This window comes from Mesorhizobium sp. LNJC391B00 (assembly GCF_000502535.1).
In the GTDB taxonomy this organism is placed as follows: domain Bacteria; phylum Pseudomonadota; class Alphaproteobacteria; order Rhizobiales; family Rhizobiaceae; genus Mesorhizobium.
This window is the reverse complement of record NZ_AYWI01000002.1, coordinates 492,350-511,800: the sequence shown is the minus strand read 5'-3', so window position 1 is coordinate 511,800 and position 19,451 is coordinate 492,350. Positions and strand designations below refer to the sequence as shown.

General features: G+C 64.2%; 16 protein-coding genes. All 16 read left to right on the top strand.

Annotated elements, in window-relative coordinates:
• The first annotated feature begins 386 nt into the window (after window positions 1-386).
• Window positions 387-860: a division/cell wall cluster transcriptional repressor MraZ gene (mraZ, locus tag X750_RS157545; RefSeq protein WP_023690870.1), complete on the top strand. Its 474-nt coding sequence runs from the start codon at window positions 387-389 to the stop codon at window positions 858-860.
• The gene (gene rsmH / locus X750_RS157550) at window positions 860-1,873 is read left to right on the top strand and encodes a 16S rRNA (cytosine(1402)-N(4))-methyltransferase RsmH (protein ID WP_032904364.1); all 1,014 of its coding nucleotides are present in this window, start codon (window positions 860-862) and stop codon (window positions 1,871-1,873) included. The genes mraZ and rsmH overlap by 1 nt, the downstream gene beginning before the upstream one ends.
• Window positions 1,874-1,877: 4 nt before the next feature.
• Window positions 1,878-2,270, top strand: a complete 393-nt coding sequence (locus X750_RS157555) for a hypothetical protein (protein WP_023682142.1) — start codon at window positions 1,878-1,880, stop codon at window positions 2,268-2,270.
• Between the two features lie 14 nt (window positions 2,271-2,284).
• Window positions 2,285-4,009: a penicillin-binding protein 2 gene (locus X750_RS157560; RefSeq protein ID WP_023746917.1), complete on the top strand. Its 1,725-nt coding sequence runs from the start codon at window positions 2,285-2,287 to the stop codon at window positions 4,007-4,009.
• A 54-nt stretch (window positions 4,010-4,063) separates the two neighbouring features.
• Complete coding sequence (locus X750_RS157565; protein WP_023746916.1) at window positions 4,064-5,518, top strand: UDP-N-acetylmuramoyl-L-alanyl-D-glutamate--2,6-diaminopimelate ligase; 1,455 nt, start codon at window positions 4,064-4,066, stop codon at window positions 5,516-5,518.
• Entirely contained in the window at window positions 5,515-6,948 is a 1,434-nt protein-coding gene (locus X750_RS157570; RefSeq protein WP_023746915.1) for a UDP-N-acetylmuramoylalanyl-D-glutamyl-2,6-diaminopimelate--D-alanyl-D-alanine ligase, read from the top strand. The genes X750_RS157565 and X750_RS157570 overlap by 4 nt, the downstream gene beginning before the upstream one ends.
• 18 nt (window positions 6,949-6,966) lie before the next feature.
• Window positions 6,967-8,049: a phospho-N-acetylmuramoyl-pentapeptide-transferase gene (mraY, locus tag X750_RS157575; RefSeq protein WP_023668273.1), complete on the top strand. Its 1,083-nt coding sequence runs from the start codon at window positions 6,967-6,969 to the stop codon at window positions 8,047-8,049.
• Between the two features lie 8 nt (window positions 8,050-8,057).
• Window positions 8,058-9,458 (top strand): UDP-N-acetylmuramoyl-L-alanine--D-glutamate ligase, encoded by a 1,401-nt coding sequence (murD, locus tag X750_RS157580; protein WP_023733073.1) that lies wholly within the window; start codon window positions 8,058-8,060, stop codon window positions 9,456-9,458.
• Window positions 9,458-10,609: a putative lipid II flippase FtsW gene (ftsW, locus tag X750_RS157585; protein ID WP_023668275.1), complete on the top strand. Its 1,152-nt coding sequence runs from the start codon at window positions 9,458-9,460 to the stop codon at window positions 10,607-10,609. Before murD ends, ftsW begins: the two co-directional genes overlap by 1 nt.
• 1 nt (window position 10,610) lies before the next feature.
• Complete coding sequence (gene murG / locus X750_RS157590) at window positions 10,611-11,735, top strand: undecaprenyldiphospho-muramoylpentapeptide beta-N-acetylglucosaminyltransferase (protein ID WP_023733072.1); 1,125 nt, start codon at window positions 10,611-10,613, stop codon at window positions 11,733-11,735.
• A complete protein-coding gene (gene murC / locus X750_RS157595) occupies window positions 11,735-13,141 on the top strand; it encodes a UDP-N-acetylmuramate--L-alanine ligase (RefSeq protein WP_023668277.1) in 1,407 nt (468 codons plus the stop codon). The genes murG and murC overlap by 1 nt, the downstream gene beginning before the upstream one ends.
• The gene (murB, locus tag X750_RS157600) at window positions 13,138-14,103 is read left to right on the top strand and encodes a UDP-N-acetylmuramate dehydrogenase (RefSeq protein WP_031238034.1); all 966 of its coding nucleotides are present in this window, start codon (window positions 13,138-13,140) and stop codon (window positions 14,101-14,103) included. Before murC ends, murB begins: the two co-directional genes overlap by 4 nt.
• A gap of 302 nt (window positions 14,104-14,405) precedes the next feature.
• Window positions 14,406-15,332 (top strand): D-alanine--D-alanine ligase, encoded by a 927-nt coding sequence (locus X750_RS157605; protein WP_023668279.1) that lies wholly within the window; start codon window positions 14,406-14,408, stop codon window positions 15,330-15,332.
• Complete coding sequence (locus tag X750_RS157610; RefSeq protein ID WP_023688033.1) at window positions 15,320-16,261, top strand: cell division protein FtsQ/DivIB; 942 nt, start codon at window positions 15,320-15,322, stop codon at window positions 16,259-16,261. The genes X750_RS157605 and X750_RS157610 overlap by 13 nt, the downstream gene beginning before the upstream one ends.
• Window positions 16,258-17,565 (top strand): cell division protein FtsA, encoded by a 1,308-nt coding sequence (gene ftsA, locus X750_RS157615; protein ID WP_023697016.1) that lies wholly within the window; start codon window positions 16,258-16,260, stop codon window positions 17,563-17,565. The genes X750_RS157610 and ftsA overlap by 4 nt, the downstream gene beginning before the upstream one ends.
• 66 nt (window positions 17,566-17,631) lie before the next feature.
• On the top strand, window positions 17,632-19,290 hold the full coding sequence (ftsZ, locus tag X750_RS157620; protein WP_023705548.1) for a cell division protein FtsZ: 1,659 nt from the start codon (window positions 17,632-17,634) through the stop codon (window positions 19,288-19,290).
• Window positions 19,291-19,451: the final 161 nt, after the last annotated feature.

Here is a 19,451-nt window from a genome sequence, read left to right as displayed (position 1 = left end):
TGCTCAGCGAAAAGACTGACGACGCTATTCGCGGCAGTGATGCGCGGCAAGCCGCTTCCGCTTGGGCCAGCCCGCTCTAAACGGTTCGTTAGGCTTAATGGGAGATAAAGACGGGAGTGTTGTCAGAGCTGCTCTCACCGGTTGTGGCGCGCGCGTTTGTGAAGCCTGTTCCCGTTGACGCCCATAGTGCCCCATGATATCCCATTTCGATACCAAAGCCTTCGTTCCGCGTCAGGGTAAAGCGTACGCCAATCGGGCAGCTGCGGCGGCTGTGCGTTTGCGGGGTTTTGCCGCTGGGATCGAAGCGGATTTTCGGCAGGGGACGCGCTTCGGCGCGGACGAAAACATGGAGAGGGGTGCGGCGGCGGAAGCGGCTGCAGCGTGTCATGGACCGGTTTCTGTCAAGCGCGGTGAACAGGATCGATGCGAAGGGGCGGGTCTCCGTTCCGGCGCATTTCCGCGCGGTCGTGCAGAAGCGCGGCTATTCGGAGCTCTACGCGCTGCGCGGACTGGACGTGCCTGCGATGGATGTCGGCGGGCTCGATCTGCTCGACCGCTACGAGCAGCGCATCGCGCTGGAAGACCCTTTTTTGCAGACGGCGGACGATATGTCGTTCTTCTGCCATGGCGACGGGACGTTCCTGAAGCTCGATCAGGATGGCCGCATCACGATGAGCGATTTCATCCGCGAGCATACGGGCATCACGAGCGAAGTGGCCTTTGTCGGCCGCGGCAATTTCTTTCAAGTTTGGGAGCCTGGACGGCTGGCCGCCTATGGGGCGCAGGCGCGAGCCAGACTTTTGCAGCTTCGGCAGGGGACGAAGGCTCACGAGGGCAAGGCTGGGGAGCGACCGGAGTGATGGCGGATCACGGCGATGATCTCAGCGCCGTTGGCGGACCGGTCCGCCACATTCCGGTCCTCCTTGCCGAAGTGTTGGAAGCGCTCTCGCCCAAAGCCGGCGATGTGATCGTCGACGGCACGTTCGGCGCTGGCGGCTACACCAAGGCGATCCTGGCGAGCGGCGCCTCGGTGGTGGCGATCGATCGCGATCCCGATGCGATTGCCGCCGGGCGCGGCCTGGAACAGCAATCCGGCGGCAGGCTAAGGCTGGTGCAGGCGCCGTTCTCGACGCTGGACGAGCAGGTCGAAAGCGCCGACGGCGTTGTGCTCGACATCGGCATTTCCTCCATGCAGGTCGACCAGCCCGAGCGCGGCTTTTCGTTCCGCACGGACGGGCCGCTCGACATGCGCATGGCGCAGGCGGGCTTGAGTGCTGCCGACGTCGTCAATTCGTTCAAGATAGGCGACCTTGCCCGCATCTTCGGCTTCCTCGGCGAAGAGCGGAATGCCGGGCGCATCGCCCGCATGATCGAGTCACGCCGCGAAAAACGCCCGTTCGAGCGCACGCTCGATCTCGCCGACGCCATCGAAACGCATATCGGCCGCGCGCCGAAGGACAAGATTCATCCGGCCACCCGCGTCTTCCAGGCGCTGCGCATTTTCGTCAATGACGAGCTGGGCGAATTGGCCAAGGCTCTGGTGGCGTCCGAGCGGGTATTGAAGCCCGGCGGGCGGCTTGCCGTGGTGACGTTCCATTCGTTGGAAGACCGCATCGTCAAGCGCTTCATCGCCGACCGCGCCGACGTCGCCACCGGCTCACGTCATTTGCCCGAGGCGCACGCGCGCACCGCGACCTTCCGCAAGGCCGGTGGCGGCGTGACGGCAGGCGATGCGGAAGTCGCTGCCAATCCGCGGGCGCGCTCGGCCAGGCTGCGTGCCGCCATCCGCACCGAGGCGCCAGCGCGCGCCGGTGATCTCACCATTTTCGGACTTCCAAAACTTCCCGGCATCCAGGCGCCGCGAGAGAGGTGAATACGTGTTTCGAACCAGCGACATAGTCCTGATCGCCGTCATGGTCTCGGCCGCGGCCCTGACCTACAAGGCCAAGCGTGAGGCCGAGGAACAGCTGGCTTCGGTGCAGAAGATCGAGGCGCAGATCCGCTATGAGGAGGACACGATCGACCTGCTCAAGGCCGACTGGAGCCTGCTGACCCAGCCGTCACGCCTGCAGAAGCTGGCTGAAATCTACAAATCGCAGCTCGCACTCGAGCCGGTCAATGCGCGGCAGATCGTCGGGCTCGACGACCTGCCGGCAAAACCGCTCAACATCGAGGACCTGTCGTCGCAGCGGCTTGGCGGCATGGCCGACAATTCCGGCAAAGGACCAGCCGACAAGGATCCCGTGGTGACCGGAGCCATCGTCCAATGATCGCTGGATTTCCAATGCGCGCCAAACTTCCGTCGGTCGGCAAATTGCTGAAGCGCCGCGCACGGACCGGCGAGGACGGCTCCATCGTGGTCGAAGGCGCGCGCAAGGCGACCGGCGGCAAGGCCAAGACCCGCATCGTGATGACGATGGCGGTGTTCTTCGGCATTTATTCGACCATCGCCGGGCGGCTGGTCTATCTCGGTTTCCAGTCCCCCGACATGTCGAATGGGCCGCAAAGCCGGGTGACGGCGTCGCGTCCCGACATCGTCGACCGCAACGGCGAGGTGCTGGCGACCGACATCAAGACGGCATCGCTGTTTGCCGAGCCGCGCCGCGTCGTCGATGCCGACGAGGCGATCGAAAAGCTGTCGACCATTCTGCCAGATATCGACCCCGAGCAGACCTATCACAAGCTGAAAAGCGGCGCCGGCTTCGTCTGGCTGCAGCGGCAGCTGACGCCCAAGCAGCAGGCCGACATCATGCAGCTCGGCATTCCCGGAATCGGCTTTCGCACCGAAAAGCGCCGCTTCTATCCTGCCGGCGTGACCTCGTCCTACATTGTCGGCCTCACCAACATCGACAATCAGGGCATCTCCGGCATGGAGAAGTACATTGACGAGCAGGGCCTGAGCGACCTGCAGGCCTCAGGCTTGGCGATCGCCAAGGACCTGAAGCCGGTTCAGCTGTCGATCGACCTGCGCGTCCAGCATGTGGTGCGCGACGAGATTGCCGCCGGCCTCGAGCGCTATCGCGCCATGGGCGCCGGCGCCGTCGTGCTCAACATCAAGACCGGCGAAGTGGTGGCGATGGCCTCGGTGCCGGATTTCGATCCGAACAATCCCTTCAATGCGCAGGACAAGGATCGGCTGAACCGCATGTCGGCCGGCCTCTACGAGATGGGATCGACCTTCAAGAGCTTCACCTCGGCCATGGCACTCGATTCCGGCAAAGCGAATATGAACAGCCGTTTCGACGCCTCGCACCCAATCCGGGTCGGCCATCAGGCCATCCACGATTTCCACGGCAAGAACCGCGTGCTGTCATTGCCGGAGGTGTTCCTTTACTCCTCCAATATCGGATCGGCCCGTGAGGCCGAAATGGTCGGCATCGAGGGGCACCGCGAATTCCTGCATCGTCTTGGCCTTCTGGACAGGATGCAGACCGAACTGCCTGAAGTCGCCCGCCCGACCGAACCGAAGGTCTGGAAGCAGGTTAACTCCTTCACCATCGCCTTCGGCCATGGCGTGTCGACGACGCCGCTGCAGGCGGCCGTCGGCTGCGCGGCGCTGATGCAGGGCTACCTGATCCCGCCGACTTTCCTGGTCCGCAGCGAGCAGGATGCCATGGCGGTGGCCAAGAGAGTGGTCAGCGAAAAGACTGTGGAGGGCATGCGCTACCTCTATACGCTCAATGCCGAGAAGGGCTCGGCCAGAAACGCCAGGGCCCCCGGCTACCGCGTTGGCGGCAAGACCGGAACCGCCGAGAAGGTGATCAATGGCCGCTACTCGAAGGAACTGAATTTCAACACCTTCGTCGCTGCCTTCCCGATGGACGATCCGCAATATCTGGTGTTTACGATCGCTGACGCTCCGCACCCGGAAAAGCCCGGGATGACCGACGTTGCCGCCAACAATGCGGGTGTCATGGCCGGAAACATCATCAGGCGGGCAGCCGCCATGCTTGGCGTGAAGCCAGATTTCAGCCATGAAAATGGCGCAACGCTGGTTTCCTATCAGTGATTCTTAGGGCGCGCCGGCAACTGCGCGCCATTTTGTTGAGATAAACGGGGTTCGATGCACCTGAGAGATTTAGCCGGTGTCCTGCCTGTCGAGGGAACATCTTCCCGCGATGTGGAGGTAACCGGGATTTCGTCGGATTCCCGCACGGTCAAGACCGGCGTGGTCTTTTTCGCGCTCGCCGGCAGCAAGGCGGATGGTTCGGCCTATGCCGCCGATGCGGCAAAGCGCGGCGCAGCGGCGGTTGTCGTGGGCAAGGCCAGCGCCGTTTCCGGCCTGTCCGTCCCGGTGCTCAGCGTCGACGACCCACGCCTGGCGCTGGCGCTGAGCGCGGCACGTTTCTTCGGCAGCCAGCCGGAGACCATGGTCGCGGTTACCGGCACCGCAGGCAAGACCTCGGTCGCCGCCTTCACCAGGCAGATCTGGGAGCAGGCCGGCTTTGCCGCCGCGTCCATCGGCACCACCGGCGTGGTGGCGCCGGGCCGCAACGATTACGGTTCGTTGACCACACCCGATCCAGTGGCTTTGCACCAGTTGCTCAAGGAATTGGCGGAGGCCGGCGTCACACACGCCTCGATGGAGGCTTCCAGCCATGGTCTCGACCAGCGCCGTCTCGATGGCGTCAAGCTCGCCGCGGGCGGTTTCACCAATCTCGGCCGCGACCATATGGACTATCATCCGACGGTCGAGGACTACCATCGCGCCAAATTGCGCCTGTTCGACACGCTGCTGCCGAAAGGCGCGCCGGCGGTCATCTTTGCCGACGATCCGTGGTCGGCGCCGACCATCCAGGCTGCGCAGGCCGCGGGGCTCAATGTGCTGACTGTCGGCCGCCATGGCGATTTCCTGCGCCTGAAGCGGGTCGAGCACGAGCGCCACCGCCAGCGCGCCGAGGTCGAAGCCGACGGCGTGCTCTACGAGATCGACCTGCCGCTCGCCGGCGACTTCCAGATCGCCAACGCCCTGGTTTCGGCCGGGCTGGCCATTTCCACTGGAACGCCGGTCGCCAAAGCTTTGATGGCATTAGAGAAACTTCAGGGGGCACCGGGACGGCTCGACCTTGTCGGCGCCACCGCCAATGGCGCGCCCGTCTATGTCGACTATGCCCACAAGCCGGATGCGCTGGAAAATGTGCTGGCCGCCGTGCGCCCGTTCACCACCGGCCGCGTCATCGTCGTGTTCGGCTGCGGCGGCGACCGCGACCGGGGCAAGCGGCCGATCATGGGCGAGATCGCCACGCGGCTCGCCGATGTCGTCATCGTCACCGACGACAATCCGCGCTCGGAAGTGCCGGAAACGATTCGTGCCGCGATCCTGGCAGCCGCACCCGGCGCCATTGAAATCGGCGACCGCCGCAAGGCGATCCACGAAGCGGTCGCCATGCTCAAAGCGGGCGATACGCTGATCGTTGCCGGCAAGGGCCATGAAGAGGGCCAGACCATCGGCGCCGAGACGTTTCCGTTCTCCGACCACGAAGAAGTCCGCTCGGCGCTGCGGGAGCGGGCCGCATGAGCGTGCTCTGGACTTCCGAGGCGCTGGTCGACGCCATGGGCGGTCGGCCGCTTGGGCCGATGCCGGAGGGAATTTCGGGGATCTCGATCGACAGCCGCAGCCTGCAGCCGGGCGACGCCTTCTTCGCCATCAAGGGCGAGGCGATGGACGGCCATGACTTCGCGACCGCGGCGATCAAGGCCGGCGCCGGCGTTCTGGTCGTCGCCGAAGGCAAATTGCCGTCGCTTGGGCGGCTGACGGCGCCGATGATCGTCGTGCAGGATGTGCTGGCAGCACTGGAGAAACTCGGTGTTGCCGCCCGCGCCCGTTCCAACGCAAAAATCATCGCGGTGACCGGATCGGCCGGCAAGACCACCACCAAGGAGGCGCTGCGTCATGTGCTGTCGGCCGTCGGCACGGTGCATGCTTCGGCGCAGTCCTTCAACAATCATTGGGGCGTGCCGCTGACGCTGGCGCGCATGCCGGATGATTGCAACTATGCTGTGTTCGAGATCGGCATGAACCATCCCGGCGAGATCCGGCCGTTGGTCAAGATGGTCCGGCCGCATGTCGCCATCGTCACGATGATTGCCGCGGCGCATCTCGGCTTCTTCAGAAATCTCGACGAGATCGCCAAGGCCAAGGCCGAGATTTTCGAAGGCATCGAGCCCGGCGGTGCGGCCTTGCTCAACCGCGACGATGCGCGCTGGAAGCTGCTCGACAAGATGGCGCGGGCCGCCGGCGTCGAACATGTCTTTGGCTTCGGTGAGAACGCCCGCTCGACCTACAAGCTCACCAAATGCGAGCTGCATGCTGATCATTCCGACATTGCCGCCAGGATCGGCGGGCAGGATGTCGTTGCCCGGATCGGCGCGCCCGGCCGCCACATGGTACAGAATGTGCTCGCCGTTCTTGGCGCGGCGTATCTCGTTGAAGCTGACATCGCAAAGGTGGCAGAAGCGCTGGCCGATCTCTCTGCGGAGCGTGGCCGCGGCAAGCGCCATGTGCTGCGCCATCCCAAGGGACCGATCACACTGATCGACGAGAGCTACAACGCCAATCCGGCCTCGATGGCTGCTGCCATGGCGCTGCTCAATGCGACGCCTGTCACGGGCGAGGGCCGGCGCATCGCCGTGCTCGGCGACATGCTCGAACTCGGCGACCATTCGGCCAAGCTGCATGCAGCCCTGGCCGAGTTGATCGTCGGGACCGGCACGCACACGGTCTTTCTCGGCGGCCCGGAAATGCGGGCGCTGGCAGACATCCTGCCCGACGAGATCAAAACGGAATACCGCGCCGGCGCCGAGGAATTGAAGCCGCTGCTGCTGTCGACGCTGGAGGCCGGCGACGTGGTGATGATCAAATCGTCGAAAGGCATCGGCTTTTCAAAGCTGGTCGAGGCCTTGCTCGGCAAATATCCGGCGGAAGCCGCAGGCACGAAACAGAACTAGTCCGGGGAACGGAATCGTATGTTTACATTGCTCGTCGATTTTGCGGACAAGGTCTCGGTCTTCAATGTCTTCCGCTACATTACCTTCCGCACCGGCGGTGCGCTGATCACCTCGGCGTTGATCGTCTTCATCTTCGGGCCGACCATCATCAATTCGCTGAGGCTGCGGCAAGGCAAGGGCCAGCCGATCCGTGCCGATGGCCCGCAGACGCATTTCAAGAAGGCCGGCACGCCGACCATGGGCGGGCTGATGATCCTGTGCGGCATCGTCGGCTCGTCGCTTCTATGGGCGAACCTCTCCTCGATCTATGTCTGGGTGGTGCTCTTGGTGACGCTGGGCTTCGGTTCGATCGGCTTTTACGACGACTATCTCAAGGTAACCAAGCAGTCGCATCTCGGCTTTTCCGGCAAGGCGCGGCTGGCGTTGGAATTCGTCATCGCCGGCATCGCCGCCTGGGCGATCATGCATAATGGCCAGGCGCCGTTCTCGTCGTCGCTGACCTTCCCCTTCGCCAAGGAATTCATCATCAATCTCGGCTGGTTCTTCGTGCCGTTCTCCTGCTTCGTCATCGTCGGCGCCGGCAATGCGGTGAATTTGACCGATGGCCTCGACGGGCTGGCGATCGTGCCGATCATGATTGCGGCGGCATCCTTCGGCGTCATCGCCTACCTCTCCGGCAATGCGGTGTTCGCCGAATACCTGCAGATCCATTTCGTGCCCGGCACCGGCGAGCTGGCCGTCGTGCTCGGCGCCGTCATCGGCGCCGGCCTCGGCTTCCTCTGGTTCAACGCGCCACCGGCGGCGATCTTCATGGGCGACACCGGTTCGCTGGCCATGGGCGGCCTGATCGGCACGGTCGCGGTCGCTACCAAGCACGAGATCGTGCTGGTCATCGTCGGCGGATTGTTTGTCGTGGAAATCCTGTCGGTCATCATCCAGGTCGGCTACTTCAAGATGACCGGCAAGCGCGTGTTCCTGATGGCGCCGATCCATCATCATTTCGAAAAGCTCGGCTGGACCGAAAGCCAGGTGGTGATCCGCTTCTGGATCATCGCCGTCATCCTGGCGCTGGTCGGCCTGTCGACCCTCAAGCTGAGATAGGAACCCGCTTGATTCCCGCCGCATCCTTTTCGGGCAAACGCGTTTCGCTCTTCGGGCTCGGTGGCTCGGGGATCGCCACGGCGCGCGCGCTGATCGAGGGCGGCGCCGACGTGTTGGCGTGGGACGACAATCCCGATAGCGTCGCCAAGGCCGCTGACCAAGGCATTGCGACCGCCGATCTGCGCGGCGCCGACTGGTCGAAATTCTCGGCCTTCGTGCTCTCGCCCGGCGTGCCGCTGACGCATCCCAAGCCGCACTGGACGGTGGAGTTGGCGCGTGGTTCCGGCGTCGAGGTGATCGGCGATATCGAATTGTTCTGCCGCGAGCGGATTGCGCGCGCGCCTGATGCGCCGTTCATCGCTATCACCGGCACCAACGGCAAGTCGACGACCACGGCGCTGACCGCGCATATCCTCAAATCGGCAGGGCGCGACACGCAGATGGGCGGCAATATCGGCCGGGCCATCATGACGCTCGATCCACCGCAGGCTGACCGGGACTATGTCGTCGAGTGTTCGTCCTACCAGATCGATCTCGCGCCCTCGATCAACCCGACGGCCGGCATCCTGCTCAACCTGACGCCCGACCATCTCGACCGCCACGGCACCATGCAGCATTACGCTTCGATCAAGGAGCGGCTGGTTGCCGGCAGCGAGACGGCGATCGTCGGCGTTGACGATTCCTGGTGCGCGCAAATCGCCGACCGGCTGGAGAGGGCGGGCCGGGAGGTGATCCGCATCTCCAAGCGGCTGCCGCTGACCGACGGTTATTTCGCAGACGGTTCCGATCTGATGGAAGCCGTCCATGGCCGCTACAGCCGCGTCGCCTTCCTCGAAGGCATCGGTTCGTTGCGCGGCCAGCACAATGCGCAGAACGCGCTTGCCGCTGTTGCCGCCTGCCTCAGGGTCGGCTTGAGCCTGGGCGAGATCCAGGCGGGACTGGAGAGCTTTCCAGGCCTCGCGCATCGCATGGAGCAGGTCGGACGCAAGGACCACGTGCTGTTCGTCAACGATTCCAAGGCGACCAATGCCGATGCGGCGGCACCCGCGCTGTCGAGTTTTTCGCGCATTTACTGGATCGCCGGCGGACTGCCCAAGGAAGGCGGCATCGAGCCGCTGCGCGGTTTTTTCCCACGCATCGCCAAGGCCTATCTGATCGGCGAGGCGGCGCCCGCGTTCTCGGCGACGCTCGGCGAAGCCGTGCCCTATGAAATCTCGGGCACCCTGGCCGCCGCGGTCGACCATGCCGCGAAAGACGCGGCCAAGGATGACAGCGGCGAGGCGGTGGTGCTGCTGTCGCCGGCCTGCGCCAGTTTCGACCAGTTCAAGAATTTCGAAGTTCGCGGCGAAGCCTTCAGGCAAGCTGCGAATGCTATCGAGGGTGTCAAACCCATCGGAGGGGCACGATAATGCAAAGCCGTCTCGACAAAAGCCCGGTTGCAACCTGGTGGTGGACGATCGATCGCTGGTTCCTGGCGGCGTTCCTGTCGCTGATGGGGCTTGGCATCGTCTTGTCCTTTGCGGCAAGCCCGGCGGTGGCCGAACGCATCGGCCTCGATAGTTTCCACTTTGCCACCAGGCAGATCATCTTCACCGTGCCGGCGCTCGGCGTGATGCTGGCAGTGTCCTTCCTGGAATCGCGGCAGATCCGGCGCATGGCGCTGATCATCCTGGGCATCATGCTGGTGCTGATGGTGGCCGTGCTCTATATCGGCGTCGAGGTGAAAGGCGCTCGGCGCTGGGTGTCGTTTGTCGGCATGTCGATCCAGCCGTCGGAATTCCTGAAACCCGCCTTCGTCATCGTCTGCGCCTGGCTGTTCGCCGAACACAAGCGCCAGCCCGACATCCCGGGCAATTTGTTTGCCATGCTGCTGCTGATCCTGGTCATCTCGCTTCTGGTGGCGCAGCCCGATCTCGGCCAGACCATGCTGGTGACCGGCACCTGGGGCGTCATGTTCTTCATGGCCGGCCTGCCATGGCTATGGATCATCGCGCTTGGCGCCACCGGCGCCGGCGGCCTATTTGCCGCCTATACGGTGTTCCCGCACGTCGCCGCCCGCATCGACAAATTCCTGACCGGCGAAGGCGACACGTTCCAGGTCGACATGGGCCGCGAGGCGCTGATCAACGGCCACTGGTTCGGCGTCGGCCCGGGCGAGGGCACGGTCAAGCGCGTCATCCCCGACGCGCATGCCGACTTCGTCTTTTCGGTCGCCGGCGAAGAGTTCGGGCTGATCATGTGCTTCTTCATCATGTCGATCTTCGCCTTCATCGTGCTGCGCGGCCTCAGCACGGCGCTGAAGGAACATGATGATTTCACCCGCTACGCCGTCGGCGGTCTCGTCACCGTGTTCGGCCTGCAGTCGGTCATCAACATGTGCGTCAACCTGCAGCTGATGCCGGCCAAGGGCATGACGCTGCCTTTCATCTCCTATGGCGGCTCCTCGCAGATCGCCATTGCCATCTCGATGGGCATGGTGCTGGCGCTGACCCGCAAGCGACCGGAAAAGCGCAAGCAGATGGGCTTTGCCCTGTCGCAGCGCGCCCTGCCGGCGGAGTGATATGGCGCGGGGTGTGATCCTTCTCGCGGCTGGCGGAACCGGTGGACATCTGTTTCCGGCCGAGGCGCTGGCGCATGAGCTGATCGAGCGCGGCTGGGGCGTGCATCTGGCGACCGACGACCGCGCCGAGCGCTTTGCCGGCCATTTCCCGGCCGCCGCCATCCATCCGATCCAGTCGGCGACGATGGGCTCGAAAAACCCTGTCGCGCTGCTTGGCGCGTTCTGGAAGATCTGGCGCGGCGTGCGCCAGGCCTCCGCCGTCATCGCCAGGATCAAGCCTGATGCGGTCGTCGGCTTTGGCGGTTATCCGACCTTGCCGCCGCTCTATGCCGCGACGCGGCGCAAGCTGCCGACGCTGATCCATGAGCAGAACGCAGTGATGGGCCGCGCCAACCGGGCGCTGTCCGGGCGCGTCGATGCCATTGCCGGCGGCTTCCTGCCGCAAGATGAAAGCGCCACAGGCGCCAAGACTGTGACGACCGGCAATCCGGTCAGGCCGCCAATCCTGGAGGCGGCAAAGACGCCCTATAAGGCGTCCCAAGGGGCGGATCCGTTCAGGCTCCTGGTGTTCGGCGGCAGCCAGGGCGCGCAGTTCTTTTCCGATGCCATGCCGGCGGCGATCGCACTTCTGCCGGAGGCGCAGCGCAAGCGGCTGGTGATCACCCAGCAGGCCCGCGCCGACGACGTGGCGCGGGTGAAGGCTGGCTATGCGGCACTCGGCGTCCATGTCGAGGTCTCGCCCTTCTTCACCGATATGGCACAGCGCATGGGCGCGGCGCATCTGGTGATCTCGCGCTCCGGCGCCTCGACGGTTTCGGAGATCGCCGTCATCGGCCGGCCGGCGCTGCTGGTGCCTTATCCCTATGCGCTGGATCACGATCAGGCGGCGAACGCAGCCGCCCTTGCCGCGGCGGGCGGCGGCGAGGTGCATCCGCAATCGTCACTGTCGCCGGAGCGCATCGCGGCTCTCATTGGCGGGCTGATGGACACTCCCGAGCGGCTGACGGCCATGGCTGCCGGAGCGAAGTCGGCTGGCCGGCCGAACGCGGCACGGTTGCTCGCTGATCTCACAGAGGCTATTGCGTCCAGAAAAACCGTTTCGGATTTCAGGAAAGGGACGCATTGATGAAGATGCCGCAGACCATCGGCCTTGTGCATTTCATCGGCATTGGCGGCATCGGCATGAGCGGCATCGCCGAGGTTCTGCACAATCTCGGCTACAAGGTGCAGGGTTCGGACCAGGCCGACAGCGCCAATGTCCAGCGGCTGCGCGACAAGGGCATCGAATGCTTTGTCGGCCACAAGGCCGAGAATATCGGCGCGGCCGAAGTGGTGGTCGTCTCCACCGCGATCAAGAAATCCAATCCCGAGCTGAAGGCCGCGCGGGAGAAGTTGCTCCCAATTGTCCGCCGGGCCGAGATGCTGGCCGAACTGATGCGCTTCCGCCAGGCGGTCGCGATCGGTGGCACGCATGGCAAGACAACAACCACGTCGATGGTGGCGACGCTGCTCGATGCCGGCGGGCTCGACCCGACGGTGATCAATGGCGGCATCATCAATGCCTATGGCACCAATGCCCGTATGGGCGATGGCGAGTGGATGGTGGTCGAAGCCGACGAAAGCGACGGCACCTTCCTCAAGCTGCCGGCCGAGATCGCCGTCGTCACCAACATCGATCCCGAGCATCTGGACCATTATGGCAGTTTCGACAAGGTGCGCGAGGCGTTCCGGCAATTCGTCGAGAACGTGCCGTTCTACGGTTTTGGCGTGATGTGCACCGACCATCCGGAAGTACAGGCGCTGGTCAGCCGCATCGAGGACCGCCGCGTCATCACCTATGGCGAGAACGCGCAGGCCGATGTGCGTTTCACCAACCACCGCATGGCCGGTGCCGTCTCGGCATTCGACGTGGTGATCCGCGACCGCAAGACCGGCGGCCAGACGACGATATCTGATCTGCGGCTGCCGATGCCCGGCCGCCACAACGTCTCCAACGCCACCGCCGCAATCGCGGTCGCGCATGAACTCGGCCTGTCGGCCGAAGCGATCAAGAAAGGGCTGTCGTCCTTTGCCGGCGTCAAGCGGCGCTTCACCCACACCGGCTCGTGGAACGGCGTCGACATCTTCGACGATTACGGCCACCACCCGGTCGAGATCACGGCGGTGTTGAAAGCGGCGCGCAGCGCCACCAAGGGCCGCGTCATCGCCATTGCGCAGCCGCACCGCTTCACCCGGCTGCACGATCTGTTCGACGAGTTTTCGGTCTGTTTCAACGATGCCGACACGGTGATGGTGGCGCCGGTCTATGCGGCGGGCGAGGAGCCGATCGACGGCGTGACCTCGGAGGCGCTGGTGTCGCGCATCCGCTCCGGCGGCCATCGCGATGCGCGCTACGTCGAAACCCCTGCCGCGATTTCGCCCGTCATTCGCGCGTTGGCGAAACCGGGCGACTTCGTCATCTTCCTGGGCGCCGGCAACATCACCCAATGGGCCTATGCGCTGCCTGGGGAACTCGGCGGTACCGTCTCATGATGCGCGGCCAGGACCTGCTCGACAAACTTGGCGACCGGCTTGCCGGCCTGCGCGGCCGCATCACGCCCAATGCCGAGATGGACAAGATCACCTGGTTCCGCGCCGGCGGTCTGGCGGACGCCCTGTTCCAGCCGGCCGACGAGGAGGATCTGGCTGCCTTCCTGCGCGCCGTGCCGGAGGACATCCCGCTCACCATCGTCGGTATCGGCTCCAACCTCCTGGTGCGCGACGGCGGCATTCCGGGTTTCGTCATCCGGCTTTCGGCAAAGGGCTTTGGCGAGGCCGAGGTGGTTTCGCCGACCGTCATCAAGGCCGGTGCTGCGACGCCCGACAAGCGCGTCGCGGCCGTCGCTTATGAGGCCGGTATTGGCGGCTTTCATTTCTATCACGGCATTCCCGGCGCCATCGGCGGGGCGCTGAGGATGAATGCCGGCGCCAATGGCGTCGAGACGCGGGAACGTGTCGTCGAGGTGCGGGCGCTCGACCGCAAGGGCAATCTCCACACACTCAGCAATGAAGACATGGGCTATGCCTATCGTCACTCGGCCGCACCTGCCGGGCTGATCTTCACCTCCGCCGTTTTCGAAGGTGTTCTGGAAGACCCAGAGGCGATCAAGGCGGCCATGGACGCCGTCCAGACGCATCGCGAGACGGTGCAGCCGATCCGCGAGAAGACCGGCGGCTCAACCTTCAAGAATCCGGAAGGCACCTCGGCCTGGAAGGAAATCGACAAGGCGGGCTGCCGCGGTTTGATGATCGGCGGCGCGCAGATGTCGCCGATGCACTGCAACTTCATGATCAACACCGGAACAGCGACCGGTTACGATCTCGAATATCTCGGCGAGACGGTGCGCGCTCGCGTGCTTGAAAAATCGGGCATCCGCCTGCAGTGGGAAATCAAGCGCCTCGGCAATTTCCGCCCCGGCCATGCCGTGCAGGAATTCCTCGGACAGCTTCTTTAGCGCAAGCTGAAGTTCATGTGATGCTTGAACTTCAAAGGTCTGAAACAACAGCGCCACCGTTGCTCCAAAGACTCACAACACGCTTTTTCCGGCCGTTTTCGCGGAAAGTGAATCTGTCGGAATCATAAGCACTTGCCAGCGAATCAACTCTCTGATTCTCTGCCTTAAAGCGTTTCCTGATTTGAGTCGTTCGACGCGTCGACCGCGTTTTCCGTCTGGGGGGGCAACCTGCCGGGAGACTCGGACTCAATCTGGTCGCTGAATGCGTGGTTGCGGGCCCGCCGTGAGAGGGATGACGGGATATGAAGAACAAGCATGTGGCTGTCCTCCTGGGCGGATTCTCGTCCGAGCGGCCCGTGTCTCTGTCTTCGGGAAAGGCGTGTGCGGATGCGCTTGAGAATGAAGGCTACCAGGTTACCCGCGTCGATGTTGCGCGCGATGTCGGCGCCGTGCTCACCGAACTCAAGCCCGATGTCGTCTTCAACGCACTGCACGGCCCGTTCGGTGAAGACGGCACCATCCAGGGCATCCTCGAATATCTGGCCATTCCCTACACCCATTCGGGCGTGCTCGCCTCGGCGCTCGCCATGAACAAGGAGCAAGCCAAGAAGGTCGCCAAGGCTGCCGGCATCGCGGTGGCGGAATCGAAGGTTGCCAGCCGCTTTGCCATCCAGAACAAGCATCCGATGAAGCCGCCCTACGTGGTCAAGCCGGTCAATGAAGGCTCAAGCTTCGGCGTCGTCATCGTGCATGAAGGGCAGTCGCATCCGCCGCAGGTCATCGGCTCGTCCGAATGGAAATATGGCGAGACCGTCATGGTCGAGCGCTACATCCATGGGCGCGAGCTGACCTGCGCCGTCATGGGCGACGTGGCGCTCGGCGTCTGCGAGATCATTCCGACCGGCCATTCCTTCTACGACTATGATTCAAAATACGTCGCCGGCGGATCAAAACACGAAATCCCTGCTAAAATTTCATCAAATATTTACCAAAAAATACAGACACTGGCGCTCAAGGCACATCTGGCTATCGGCTGCCGGGGCGTTTCCCGATCGGACTTCCGCTATGACGACCGTCACTCCGAAAACGGCGAGATTGTCTGGCTCGAGATCAACACTCAGCCGGGCATGACGCCGACGTCTTTGGTGCCTGAAATCGCCGCCCAGGCCGGGCACTCGTTTGGCGAATTGTTGAGTTGGATGGTGGAGGACGCTTCGTGTCTGCGTTGAAATGGGGGCAGGACAAGGGCAGGGGCGGCGCCGGGCCGGCGCTGTTCGGCATGCCGTTGTCGTTCGACCATTTCGTGCTGCCGCGCGTGCTGCGCCGGCCGGTGCGCGTGCTGGCGCGCCTGGGCGGCGGCGACTTCGTCGCGCCGCGCTTTTCCGCGGCCATCCTGTCGGCTTCGCTCATTGCATCAAGCAGCCTCTATGGCGCCATTCTCGGCGGTCATGCCGACGACATCGTCCAGAGCATCACCGCCCGGACCGGCTTTGCCGTCGACCAGATCAAGGTGGTCGGCAACCGCCAGACTTCGGAGATCGACATACTGGACCGGCTCGAGCTCGACGGCTGGACGTCACTGATCGGCTTCGATGCCGAGGCCGCGCGTGAACGTATTGATACCTTGCCCTGGGTCGAAGTGGCGGCGGTGCGCAAGGTCTATCCACATACGCTGGAAGTGCGTGTCGAGGAGCGCGAGCCCTTCGCGCTCTGGCAGCAGGGCGCGGAGCTTTCGGTCATCGAACGCTCCGGCGCGGTGATCGCGCCGTTCTCCGGCGGCAAGCAGGCGCTGCTGCCGCTGATCATCGGCACCGGCGCGCCGGCCAAGGCCCCCGACTTCGTGGCCAAGATCAACAAATTTCCCGAGCTCGCGGCTCGGGTCAAAGGCTATATCCGCATCGGCGAACGGCGCTGGGACCTTAAGCTGGAAAACGGCATCACGATCAAGCTGCCCGAGGATGGCGAGGATCAGGCGATCGCCGATCTGGTTCGGATGGACCACGACAACGGGCTTCTGACGCGGGACATCGCCGCCGTCGACATGCGCATCTCCGATCGCCTGGTGGTGCAGCTGACGCCGGAAGCGGCGACGCAGCGCCAGGCCGCGCTCAATGAAAAGCCGCAAAATCTGAAGCGCAAGTCGGGGACGAAGATATGAGCTGGCTTGGCGGCAACAGCGATGCCTCTTCGCGGCGTTCCGGCACGCTCACCGTGCTGGATGTCGGCTCAAGCAAGGTTTGCTGCGTGGTGGCGAAACTGAAGCCGCGCGAGGACGGCAAGCTGTTGCGCGGCCGCTCGCACCGCATCCAGGTGATCGGCATCGGCCACCAGAAATCGCACGGCGTGAAGTCGGGCGTGGTCGTCGATCTCGACCGCGCGGAGCACGCCATTCGCCTGTCCGTCGACGCAGCCGAACGCATGGCGGGACTGACCGTGGATTCGCTGATCGTCAACATGACGGCCGGCCGGCTGAAGAGCGAAACCTATTCGGCCACCATCAATCTCGGTGGCCATCAGGCCGACGAAGCCGACATCAAGCGCGTGCTTGCCGCCGGCGCCAAGCAGGCGCTCAAGGCCGAACGCGACGTGATCCATTCGCTGCCCGTCGGCTTTTCGCTGGACGCCGAGCGCGGCGTGCGCGATCCGCGCGGCATGGTCGGCGACCAGCTCGGCGTCGATATGCATGTGCTGACGGGCGATGCCGCGCCGCTGCGCAATCTGGAGCTCTGCATCAACCGCTCGCATCTTTCGGTCGAGCGCATGGTGGCGACGCCCTATGCCAGCGGGCTTGCGGCCCTGGTCGACGACGAACTGGAAATGGGTGCGGCCTGCATCGACATGGGCGGCGGCACGACGACCATCTCGGTGTTTTCGGAAGGCAAATTCGTCCACGCCGATGCCATTGCCATCGGCGGCAATCATGTGACGCTCGATATGGCCAAGGGCCTGTCGACCTCGCTCGACGCCGCGGAGCGGCTGAAGGTGATGCATGGTTCGGCGCTGCCTGGCAGTGCCGACGATCGCGACCTGGTCTCGATCCAGCCGATCGGCGAAGACGGCGAGATGCCGCTGCAGATCCCGCGCTCGGTGATGACGCGCGTCATCCGCGCCCGCATCGACGAGACGCTGGAACTGTTGCGCGACCGGCTGAACAAGTCGGGCTACGGCAATGCCGTGGGAAAACGCGTCGTGCTGACCGGCGGCGCCAGCCAGCTTGCGGGTCTCCCCGAGGCGGCGCGCCGCATTCTGGGACGCAATGTGCGCATCGGACGCCCGCTCGGCGTGGCGGGCCTGCCGGAAGCTGCCAAGGGGCCGGCTTTCTCGACGGCGGTCGGGCTGCTGATCTATCCGCAGATGGCGAGCTTCGAGAGCCATCCGGCGAAAGGAATTTCCGGTCTCAGGATGACCGGGACGGGCGGAAAACTGCATCGCATGAGTCAGTGGTTGAGAGACAGTTTCTAATTGACGGGGACAGCCCCATAGGCGGCCGCGGCGGCGAAGCGGCGGGAAAGGCAAAGGACGGAGACAATGACGATCAATCTGCAAAAGCCGGACATCACCGAGCTCAAGCCGCGGATCACCGTATTCGGTGTCGGCGGCGGCGGCGGCAATGCCGTCAACAACATGATCACCGCGGGCTTGCGCGGTGTCGAGTTCGTCGTGGCCAACACCGATGCACAGGCGCTGACCATGTCGAAGGCCGAGCGGCTGATCCAGCTCGGCGCGCATGTCACCGAGGGGCTCGGCGCCGGCTCGCAGCCTGAAGTGGGCCGTGCGGCGGCGGAAGAGTGCATCGATGAGATCATCGATCATCTCTCCAACACCCATATGTGCTTCGTCACCGCCGGTATGGGTGGCGGCACCGGAACCGGTGCGGCTCCCGTGGTTGCCCGCGCGGCGCGCGAACGGGGTATCCTCACCGTCGGCGTCGTCACCAAGCCGTTCCATTTCGAAGGCCAGCGCCGCATGAAGACGGCGGATCTCGGCATCGAGGAGCTGCAGAAATGTGTCGATACCCTGATCGTCATCCCCAACCAGAACCTGTTCCGGCTGGCCAATGACAAGACCACCTTTGCCGACGCCTTCGCCATGGCCGACCAGGTGCTCTACTCCGGTGTTGCCTGCATCACCGACCTGATGGTCAAGGAAGGTCTGATCAATCTCGACTTCGCCGACGTGCGTTCGGTGATGCGCGAAATGGGCAAGGCGATGATGGGCACCGGCGAAGCTTCGGGCGAGGGCCGCGCGATGGCCGCCGCCGAGGCGGCGATCGCCAATCCGTTGCTCGACGAGACCTCGATGAGGGGCGCCAAGGGCCTGCTGATCTCGATCACCGGCGGCCGCGACCTAACCCTGTTCGAAGTCGACGAGGCCGCGACCCGCATCCGCGAGGAAGTCGATCAGGACGCCAACATCATCCTCGGCGCCACCTTCGACGAGGAACTCGAAGGCGTCATCCGCGTCTCGGTGGTCGCCACCGGCATCGACAAATCGGCAGCTGAAATTGCCGCGGCGCCGATCTCGATCCGGGCCGTACCGCCGCAGCAGAAGCCGGTCAGCCGCCCAGCGGCTCCGGGGGCGGAAGGCCGTCCGGCACCGGTCCAGCAGCAGACCTATGAGCAGCGCGCGGCCGATCCGGTGGCCGAGGCGATCCAGCTTGCCGAGGCCAATGCGGCGGCAATGGCTCGTCCGGCGCCGATGGCCCAGGCGGAAGATTTCCGCCCGCAGAGCAAGATCTTCCAAGCCCCGCCTGCCCAGCCGCAGCCTGTCGTGCAGCAGGTGATGCAACCGGCGCCGATGCGGGAAATGCCGCAGCCGGTGGCTGCCGCACCGCAGCGCATGCCGCGGGTGGAGGATTTTCCGCCGGTGGTGCGGGCCGAGGTGGAAGCCAAGGGCCGTCCGGCCGACCATGAAAACAGCGGGCCGATGGGGCTGCTCAAGCGGCTGACCAACGGGCTGACGCGCCGCGAAGAAGAGCCGGCCCGGTTGCAGCCGGCTCAGCCGCGCGAACCGAAACTGCGCCAGGCGGCGCCGGAAATGCGCCGCCTTGCCAGCCAGGATCCGCAGCTTTACGCGCCGCGCCGCGGCCAGCTCGACGATCAGGGCCGGTTGACGCCGCAGACCAGGTCGACCCAGGAAGACGACCAGCTGGAGATACCGGCTTTCCTGCGCCGCCAGGCCAACTGAGCCGTTAACGGTATGTAACACTTGTTAACAGGCAGACGAGAGATTGTCTGCCTGTTAACATTTAAAGTGGTTTAATAACAAGGCGTTACGATGTGACGCTCAAGGTCTGTCGCGGTTACACAGAGTAAGAAACCGTGATTTGGAGTCTCCCTGACAGACCA

Bases quoted from the DNA above. Each gene is read 5' to 3' on its own strand.
- X750_RS157570 (WP_023746915.1), top strand. From the start codon at position 5,515: ATGAGCGTGCTCTGGACTTCCGAGGCGCTGGTCGACGCCATGGGCGGT.
- mraZ (WP_023690870.1), top strand. From the start codon at position 387: ATGGACCGGTTTCTGTCAAGCGCGGTGAACAGGATCGATGCGAAGGGG.
- X750_RS157560 (WP_023746917.1), top strand. From the start codon at position 2,285: ATGCGCGCCAAACTTCCGTCGGTCGGCAAATTGCTGAAGCGCCGCGCA.
- rsmH (WP_032904364.1), top strand. From the start codon at position 860: ATGGCGGATCACGGCGATGATCTCAGCGCCGTTGGCGGACCGGTCCGC.
- ftsA (WP_023697016.1), top strand. From the start codon at position 16,258: ATGAGCTGGCTTGGCGGCAACAGCGATGCCTCTTCGCGGCGTTCCGGC.
- murB (WP_031238034.1), top strand. From the start codon at position 13,138: ATGATGCGCGGCCAGGACCTGCTCGACAAACTTGGCGACCGGCTTGCC.
- murG (WP_023733072.1), top strand. From the start codon at position 10,611: ATGGCGCGGGGTGTGATCCTTCTCGCGGCTGGCGGAACCGGTGGACAT.
- ftsZ (WP_023705548.1), top strand. From the start codon at position 17,632: ATGACGATCAATCTGCAAAAGCCGGACATCACCGAGCTCAAGCCGCGG.
- murC (WP_023668277.1), top strand. From the start codon at position 11,735: ATGAAGATGCCGCAGACCATCGGCCTTGTGCATTTCATCGGCATTGGC.
- mraY (WP_023668273.1), top strand. From the start codon at position 6,967: ATGTTTACATTGCTCGTCGATTTTGCGGACAAGGTCTCGGTCTTCAAT.
- X750_RS157605 (WP_023668279.1), top strand. From the start codon at position 14,406: ATGAAGAACAAGCATGTGGCTGTCCTCCTGGGCGGATTCTCGTCCGAG.
- X750_RS157565 (WP_023746916.1), top strand. From the start codon at position 4,064: ATGCACCTGAGAGATTTAGCCGGTGTCCTGCCTGTCGAGGGAACATCT.
- ftsW (WP_023668275.1), top strand. From the start codon at position 9,458: ATGCAAAGCCGTCTCGACAAAAGCCCGGTTGCAACCTGGTGGTGGACG.